Genomic DNA, 7,614 nt, shown 5'->3' with positions numbered 1-7,614 from the left:
GCCGGGTGGGGGGAGCCGGGTGGGGTGGGCCGAGGGGCCCGGGTGGGGCGTCGGGTGGGGCGGGGTGGGGGGAGTCGGGTGGGGTGGTTAGGTGGTGCGGCGGCGGGGCTTTTTGTCGGGGGTGGGGGAGTCTTCGGCGGGGGTGCCGGTTTGGAGGTCGTGGTAGGCCTTGCGGGTGTGTTCGGTGTGTTCTCGCATGATCTGGGCGGCTTTGTCTTCGTCGCCGTCGGCGATTGCTTTGACCAGGCGGGTGTGTTCACGCCAGGAGGCCGCGCCGCGGACGGGGGCTACGGGGGTGTAGTACCAGCGGACCCGGCGGTCGACCTGGCCGGCGAAGTCGACCAGGAAGCGGTTGCCGGACATTTCGGTGATCAGGCTGTGGAGCTCGGCGTTGGTGCGGACGGTGCCGTCGATGTCGCCGGTCTCCTGCAGTTGGGCGCCGATCTTGCAGAGCTCTTTGAGCTTGGCGACGGCGTCCTTGTCGGGGTTGCGCGCGGCCAGTCGCGCGGACTCGGACTCGAGCGCGGCGCGGGCGGCCAGCAACTGGTCCACCTCGTCCTCAGCAGGTACATGCACCATCGCGCCGAAGCCAGGCCGCAGATCGACCCAACCCTCGTTGTTCAGCCGCTGCAGCGCCTCGCGGACTGGCTGGCGGGAGACGCCGAGCATGCCGGCCAGCTCCACCTCGACCAGGTGCCGGCCACGCTCCAGCGTGCCGTCGATGATCATCTCGGTGAGGGCCTCGTAGACCGACTCCCGCAGTGGCGTCGGCCGCTTGACGTGCCGGACGCCAGGGGAGTCGGAGTTGGCTTCCGGGCCCGCGCTGGTTGTCGTCATGAGGTCCTTCCCCGCCGGTGATGATGGAGATACAAGTGGCACTTGGTAGACAGTCTACCAAGTGCCACGGTCGATCGTCCTGCTCCCGGTGCTCCGGATCCTTGCATTCTGCCCCGCGGGGAGTCCGCCGCCGCGGTGGTGACGCGTGTGTCCGGAGCACCGATCGGGCTGGTCCTCAGGCGGCAGTGGTGACGCGCTCCTGCTCGCCGCTCTCGGTGTGCTGGTTGTGCTGGATTTCGACGTCGACGTCCAGCTCCTGCTGCTGCAGCTCCGGTGCATCCGGGAACTGCGGCCGGGCCGCCAGAGCGCCGAACCTACGGGTGAAGATCATGGTGCCCTCTCATCTGGGTTGGAATTCTGCCTTCTGTATACATTCAACCAGGTGTACCCGACGGTTATGCCCGCGTCTCACGTGATCCCGGTTACGTGCGACGTGATCCCGGTTACGTTCAGGACCTGGTGGAGTACGAGTGCGCGCCGGTACCGGCCAGCCGGCCGCCGTCGACGATCAGGTACTCGTCGCGGATCGGCGTACCGGCGAAGAAGGACTCGAGGATCTCGCGAGTGCCGGCGGCGTACCTGGTCTGAGCGGACAGGGACGAGCCGGAGATGTGCGGGGTCATTCCGTGGTGCGGCATGGTCCGCCACGGGTGGCCGGCCGGGGCGGGCTGCGGGTACCAGACGTCACCGGCGTACCCAGCGAGCCGACCGCTCTCCAAGGCGCGGACGATGGCGTCGCGGTCGGCGATCTTCGCGCGGGCGGTGTTGATCAGGTAGGTGCCGCGCTTCATCGTGCCGATCAGCTTGTCGTTGAACAGGCCCTCGGTCTCGGGGTGCAGCGGCGCGTTGACGGTGACGACGTCGCAGTACGGCACCATGCTGGCGGCGTCGGGGTGGAAGGTCAGGTTGAGTTCGCGCTCGATCGACTCGGGCAGACGGTGGCGGTCGGTGTAGTGCAGCTTGACGTCGAAGGGTGCGAGGCGGCGCAGTACCGCCGTACCGATGCGGCCGGCGGCGACCGTACCGACATGCATGCCTTCGAGATCGTACGAGCGGGCTACGCAGTCGGCGATGTCCCAGCCGCCGTCGAGGACGACCTGGTGGGACGGGAGGTAGTTGCGGACCAGGCCGAGGATCATCATCACCACGTGCTCGGCGACGCTGATGCTGTTGCAATAGGTGACCTCGGCAACGGTGATCTTGCCGGCGATCGCGGCGTCCAGGTCGACGTGGTCGGAGCCGATGCCGGCGGTGATCGCGAGTTTGAGGTTCGGCGCCTTGGCGATCCGCTCGGCGGTCAGGTACGCGGGCCAGAACGGCTGTGAGATGACCGCGTCGGCGTCGGGCAGTTCTTGGTCGAGTACCGAGTTCTCGCCTTCCTTGTCGGACGTGACGACGAGGGTGTGGCCCTGGCTCTCCAGGTACTCGCGAAGGCCGAGCTCGCCGGAGACGCTGCCGAGCAGGGCGCCCGGGGTGAAGTCGATCGCCTTCGGGGTCGGCGCGGTCTGGCCGCCCGGGTACGACGCGATGGCCGGGATGTCGTCGCGCGCGTAGGTGGTCGGATAGCCGTCCTTCGGGTCGTCGTACAGCACACACAAGACCTTGGCCATGATGGGCAACTCCTCAACGTCTGAAGGGGATTCGGTCCTTCAACAGTGCTTCTCGAGGGTGGCCGCGGTCCAAGACTTGCTTGCTATCCCGGGATAGGCGCGCGCTATCGGGTGAGCTGGCCACCCATCAGGTGGACGTCGAGGAGTTCGTCCAGTGCGGTGTGTACGCCGGCTTGGCGGGCGACGTCGAGGAGGGCGCGGGCGAGGACGGGTTCGGGGCTTCGTGCGGCGATCACCAGGCCGACGCGTGGGCCGTGGGCGGGGGATTTGAGCGGTACGACCTTCATGCCGGCGGGTACGCCGAACATGTGGAGCCAGGCGTGGGAGATGACGGTGCTCCAGTGGTTGCCGCGCAAGTGACTGTAGAGGCCGGAGACGGTGTCGCTCTCGATCGCGGGGGTGGCGGTGACGCCGTCGTCGGTGAAGTAGCCGTTCATGATCCGGCGGTTGCGCATCTGGGGTGAGAGCAGGCAGAGGGGTTGTTCGGAGACTTGGGCCCAGGTGGCGACGGGGAGTTCGGCGAGGTCGCTGGTTTCGGGGGTGAGGAGGAGGTAGCGCTCTTCGTACAGAGGTGTTTTGCGGACTTGGCCGAGGGTGTCGTCGTCGAGGTAGGTCATGGCGACGTCGAGTTCGAACTCGGCGAGTTTCTGGGTGATGTCGCGGGACGAGAGCGACTCGAGGGTGACGCGGGCCTGGGTGTGGCGGGCGCAGAACGGGGTGGTCAGGAGCGAGACGACGGGCATGGCGGTGGGGATGGCGCCGAGCCTGAGGGTGCCGGTGAGGCCGCCGCGCATGACGGACAGTTCGTGTCGCAGGGCGTCGCGTTCGGCCAGGATGCGCTGGGCCCAGAGCAGGACGCGTTCGCCTTCGGGGGTGAGGCCTTCGAAGCGGCGGCCGCGGCGGACGATCGGTACGTCGAGTTCTTGCTCGAGTTTGCGGATCGCGGCGGACAGCGACGGCTGCGAGACGTAGCAAGTGTCAGCCGCGCGGGCGAAGTGCCGCTCCCGGGCGAGCGCGACGAGGTACTCGAGCTGACGCAGCAACATCGTGCCTCAGCCCCGCTTCCGGCCGTAGGCAGCATACCGTTCGTCTGTATACATAATCCAACACTACGTGCTCAGTCGTGCCCCGGGAAGACGCGGCCGTCGCCGAATTCCTTCAGCTGAACGGCACCCAGCGGGCGCGCAGTACGCCGTCGGCATCGGGAAGCACGGCTTGGGCCAGCGGGCAGTAGCCGTCAGAGGTCGACGAGACGACAAGCGCCCCGACCGCCTCGCCGGGTATCACCAGGCCGGCGGCTTCCTCGACGCGTTCGGTGTGGATGGCTCCGGTGCGGTCTACCCAGATCAGTTCGCAGCCGAGTTCCATCAACGCCGCCTGCGCACGGACGGTGTCGAAATCAGTCGAGCAGTCCGGCCAGATCTCGACGATCGCCCGCGGCGCCAACTGCCGGCGTACGGCGTGGAGGTGGCCGGGTTCGACCCGATGCCACCGGACGCCGTTCCGAACGAAATGCTCCGCCAGCAGCACGGCTCCATGCCCCTCGGCGAGCGAGGCGACCTCGGCCCAGAAGGCGTCGTCGGCGGGCTGGGCCGGACCATCGTCGTCCAGGTCGTCGTAGGGAGACCGGTCGATCCGAACCGGGAACAGGCCGGCTTGCATGGTGACTTCCAGGGCGCGTTCGCAGTACGTCGTGCTGCCGATGTACAGGTATTGGTCATAGCCGACCTGGACGCAGAAGCGGTCCTCCACCTCGAGTTGGCACCACGCGCCATGATCGCGAAGCATCGCGCGAACCAAGGCGAGTCCCACCTCGATCGACACGACGGCGCCGTCGAAATAGTCACTCAGGTCGGGCGCGAACAGCCCCGCCAGACCGTGTCCCTCGATCGGAGGCTCGAGCCCGAAGGAGACGAAGGCGGGGATGTGTGGATCGCGGACGGTCAGTTCGGTGACACCGCTCTCGGCGGCGAACGAGGTGACTGCCGACAGATAGGCGCTTTCCTGGGGTCCGTGGTCGCTGGTCGTCACCTCGGCGCCGACGTACCGGCCCTGGTCGTCGCGGTCGGCTGGGTCGTACTTGGTGACCTGGTAGACGTACGGCAGATTCGGCATTTGCCGATGGTTGCAGGGCTTGTGAGTCGCCGCCTCTGGTTTTGCCGTCCGTTTCGTCAGCGGTCGTCGTAGGCGTCGCGGGCTGCCAGGACCTCGGGGATGTGTTCTTCGGCCCAGCGGCAGAGGGCGGTCAGGGGGCCTTGGAGGGTGCGGCCGAGGGGGGTCAGTTCGTATTCGACCCGCGGCGGGACTTCGGAGTACGAGCGCCTGGTCACCATGCCGTCGCGTTCGAGGTCGCGCAGGGTGTCGGTGAGGACCTTGCCGCTGATCCCGTCGAGGGCGGTGCGGATGTCGCCGAACCGCAGCGGGCCGTCGTCGAGCACGACCACGGTCATCGCGGTCCACTTGTTGGCGATCCGGGCCAGTGAGGTCCGCGACGGGCACTGGCTGGACAGCACGTCCCAGTTGCGTCCCGCCGGTGGAGCGTAAGTCTTCGGCATCAGGCCCCATTGGTTACGTTGAAGTTAATGGTCACCAATAGTAAGTATTGGCCACTGCAAGGGCAAACAACCGATCTGGAGGATCTCATGAGTGACCCGGTGGCAGTGGTCCAGCAGTACTTCGACGCGCTCGCGGCGAAGGATTTCGCGACGGTGGCGGGCTTCCTCGCCGACGACATCGTCTGGCACCAGCCCGGCGCCAACCAGTTCTCCGGCGTACGGAGCGGCGCGGGCGCCGTGAACGCGATGATCGGCGGGATGATGGAGATCAGCGAGGGCACCTTCGAGCTGTCCCTGACCGCACCCCCGATGCTCAACGGCGATCTCGTCGCCGCGCCCATCCACTTCACCGCCAAGCGCGCGGGCGCCGACCTGGCCCAGGACGGCGTCGACCTACTGAAGGTCACCAACGGCAAGATCGTCGAGGCCTGGCTCTTCTCCGCAGACCAACCAGCCGAAGACACCTTCTGGGGCTGACCCTTCAGCCACCCGCGGGCCGGATCAGTGCGGGGTACTGATCCGAAACCCTGCGGTATGCCTCTTCTACTGCGGCCGGCACGTCCACGTGGTCGATGAAGTCCCGACCGCGTGGACCGTACCCGTCCTCGTCGTCGCGGAGCCGCCGGATCTCGCCCAGAACCAACGACGCGAACCGCTCACGCTCCCAGATGACCGGCCCGCCGGCCGCGGCCGCGACGCCGTACGGGGTGATCGCCGGGATCACCGGGGCGAAGCTGATCAGCTGGGTGCCGGGGAGGTCGCGGAACGAGCGGACGAACGACGCGTGCGTCCGCCGCTGCATGGTCGGGTCCTGCACCAGCAGGATCCGCTGCGCCCGGTCGACGAACGGCCGGGTGAACTCCGCGTTCTCCCCACAGTTCGTCGACCGCTCCTCGACCTCGATCACGTCGGCCGGTACGCCGTACGCGCCCGTCAGCAGATCGCTGAAGATGTGTGATTCGGGCCGCAACACCTCCTGGCCGACTTTCGCCAGCAGATGCTGCGTCGAGTGCCCGATCCCACCGCTGACCACGATCCGCGGCACCAACCCATCCAGCCAAACCCGCGCAGCCACCTCCACCGACTCCAACACGGCGCTGCCCATCAGTACCAGCAGATCCGCGTCAACCGGCTCAGCAACATCCCGCCGGGCCAGGTAGCCGGCAATCAAGGTCAGCTCCGCGTCGAGGTCCACGGCGTCAAGTCTGGGCTAGTCGGAGGGGATGGCGTCGAGGGTGGCTAGGTCGGCGGGGGTGAGGTGGATGCGGCCGGCGGCGATGTTCTCGGCCAGGTGGATGGGGTTGCCGGTGCCGGGGATGGCCAGGACGTGGGGGCCTTTGGCCAGGGTCCAGGCGATCCGGATCTGGGCGGGGGTGGCGTCGTGGGCGCGGGCGATGGTGGCGACCGGGTCGGAGTGGGCTACTCCGCCTTGTTCGCGGCCGGTGGCGGTGACGGCGAAGAAGGGGACGAAGGCGATGCCCTGTGTGCCACAGACCTCCAGCATGGTGTCGTTGACGCGACCGAAGCCGACGCCGTAGCGGTTCTGTACTGCGACCACGGGCGCGATCTCCTGCGCCTGGGCAAGGTGCTCGAGCCGGACGTTGGACAGCCCGAGGTGCTTGATCAGACCAGCTGTCTGCAACTCGGCCAGTACGCCGTAATGCTCCGCGACCGAATCGAGCCCGGTCTGGCGGAGGTACACCAGGTCGAGCGTCTCGAGCCCGAGTTGGCGGAGATCGTGCTCGACCAGCGCGCGCAGCTGGTCCGGCCGGGCCAGTCCGTGCTCCGTCGGGCCGACCTTGGTGGCGATCGTGAGCTCGCCGGAGTACGGCGCGAGCGCCCGCCGGACCGCGTCGTTGGCCCACTCGAGGCTGTCGAAGCCGTGCTGCTCGCCGGCCCGGCCGACCGACGGATAGAAGCCGGCCGTGTCGAGGTGATCGACGCCGAGGGCAACGGCCTGGCGCAGCAGCTCGATCGCCTGCTCGGGGCTGCTGCCGAGGCGTTTGGTGCCGAAGCCGATCCGGTTGACGGCTTGCCCGCCGAGCCGCCAGACTCCGGCCTCGTTCGGGGACTTGCGCTCTGCTTCATCAGATGCTACGGTTGAGACGAGATCTGTGTTCACATCTGTTCTATGCATGTGGACAGAATAAGGCCCCGCTCGCTTCCGGTCTAGTGCCGTTTGCTTGCCAGGGCATATTTTTTTGGGCCGAGCGCCGGAAACCATGGTCTCGATCGCCCCTCTGCATGGGATTCTTCGGCAATGAATTCGGAGATGGTCGCGGCCGACCCGGGCCGCCACATGCTCAGTACTTATCGGCACGGCTGGGACGAGCAGGGGCAAGCCGTCCAGGCGCCGGTCGAGTTCCGGGAGCAGGCCGCTGGCTCGCGTGAGTCGCTACGGCCGCCGCAAGACGAGGACGCAGCTCGTACGGTCGAGTTGGGCGGTACCGAAGTACTGGTTGCCGCATCCCTGCTCCGGGAGCTCTCCGCGCGTCTGCGCGATGAGGCTGCCCGTGGCCTGATCAGCCCGGACGCCGAGCAGTTGGCGGCTGTGTCCGACGAGCTGGTCGAGCGCTTCTACACCGCCGCCGGCCTGCGCGGCTGATCGAGAA

At 67.6% G+C, this 7,614-nt stretch carries 10 protein-coding genes; 2 read left to right on the top strand and 8 right to left on the bottom strand.

Annotation, left to right across the window (positions count from 1 at the left end):
- Positions 1–87 precede the first annotated feature (87 nt).
- From ABD768_RS16400 to ABD768_RS16375, 6 genes are all read right to left on the bottom strand, one after another.
- The gene (locus ABD768_RS16400; protein WP_344841406.1) at positions 88–837 is read right to left on the bottom strand and encodes a GntR family transcriptional regulator; all 750 of its coding nucleotides are present in this window, start codon (positions 835–837) and stop codon (positions 88–90) included.
- Positions 838–1,012: 175 nt separating this feature from the next.
- Positions 1,013–1,168: a hypothetical protein gene (locus ABD768_RS16395; RefSeq protein ID WP_343971126.1), complete on the bottom strand. Its 156-nt coding sequence runs from the start codon at positions 1,166–1,168 to the stop codon at positions 1,013–1,015.
- 118 nt (positions 1,169–1,286) lie between these two features.
- Positions 1,287–2,447, bottom strand: coding sequence for an NAD-dependent formate dehydrogenase (locus ABD768_RS16390; protein ID WP_344841404.1), 1,161 nt, complete (start codon positions 2,445–2,447; stop codon positions 1,287–1,289).
- A 104-nt stretch (positions 2,448–2,551) separates the two neighbouring features.
- The gene (locus ABD768_RS16385) at positions 2,552–3,493 is read right to left on the bottom strand and encodes a LysR family transcriptional regulator (RefSeq protein ID WP_343971131.1); all 942 of its coding nucleotides are present in this window, start codon (positions 3,491–3,493) and stop codon (positions 2,552–2,554) included.
- Between the two features lie 112 nt (positions 3,494–3,605).
- Entirely contained in the window at positions 3,606–4,562 is a 957-nt protein-coding gene (locus tag ABD768_RS16380) for a hypothetical protein (RefSeq protein ID WP_344841402.1), read from the bottom strand.
- A 56-nt stretch (positions 4,563–4,618) separates the two neighbouring features.
- Entirely contained in the window at positions 4,619–5,002 is a 384-nt protein-coding gene (locus ABD768_RS16375; RefSeq protein ID WP_343971136.1) for a winged helix-turn-helix transcriptional regulator, read from the bottom strand.
- 87 nt (positions 5,003–5,089) lie between these two features.
- On the opposite strand from ABD768_RS16375, the gene ABD768_RS16370 reads away from it, so the two are divergent.
- Positions 5,090–5,479 (top strand): nuclear transport factor 2 family protein, encoded by a 390-nt coding sequence (locus ABD768_RS16370; protein ID WP_344841400.1) that lies wholly within the window; start codon positions 5,090–5,092, stop codon positions 5,477–5,479.
- A 4-nt stretch (positions 5,480–5,483) separates the two neighbouring features.
- On the opposite strand, the gene ABD768_RS16365 is transcribed toward ABD768_RS16370, so the two are convergent.
- Entirely contained in the window at positions 5,484–6,197 is a 714-nt protein-coding gene (locus ABD768_RS16365) for a YdcF family protein (protein WP_344841398.1), read from the bottom strand.
- Positions 6,198–6,212: 15 nt separating this feature from the next.
- Complete coding sequence (locus ABD768_RS16360) at positions 6,213–7,139, bottom strand: aldo/keto reductase (protein WP_344841396.1); 927 nt, start codon at positions 7,137–7,139, stop codon at positions 6,213–6,215.
- A 123-nt stretch (positions 7,140–7,262) separates the two neighbouring features.
- On the opposite strand from ABD768_RS16360, the gene ABD768_RS16355 reads away from it, so the two are divergent.
- On the top strand, positions 7,263–7,607 hold the full coding sequence (locus ABD768_RS16355) for a hypothetical protein (protein WP_343971147.1): 345 nt from the start codon (positions 7,263–7,265) through the stop codon (positions 7,605–7,607).
- Positions 7,608–7,614 lie beyond the last annotated feature (7 nt).

It is taken from the genome of Kribbella ginsengisoli, from assembly GCF_039537185.1.
Classification (GTDB): Bacteria; Actinomycetota; Actinomycetes; order Propionibacteriales; family Kribbellaceae; genus Kribbella; species Kribbella koreensis.
This window is presented reverse-complemented; position numbering and strand designations above follow the sequence as displayed.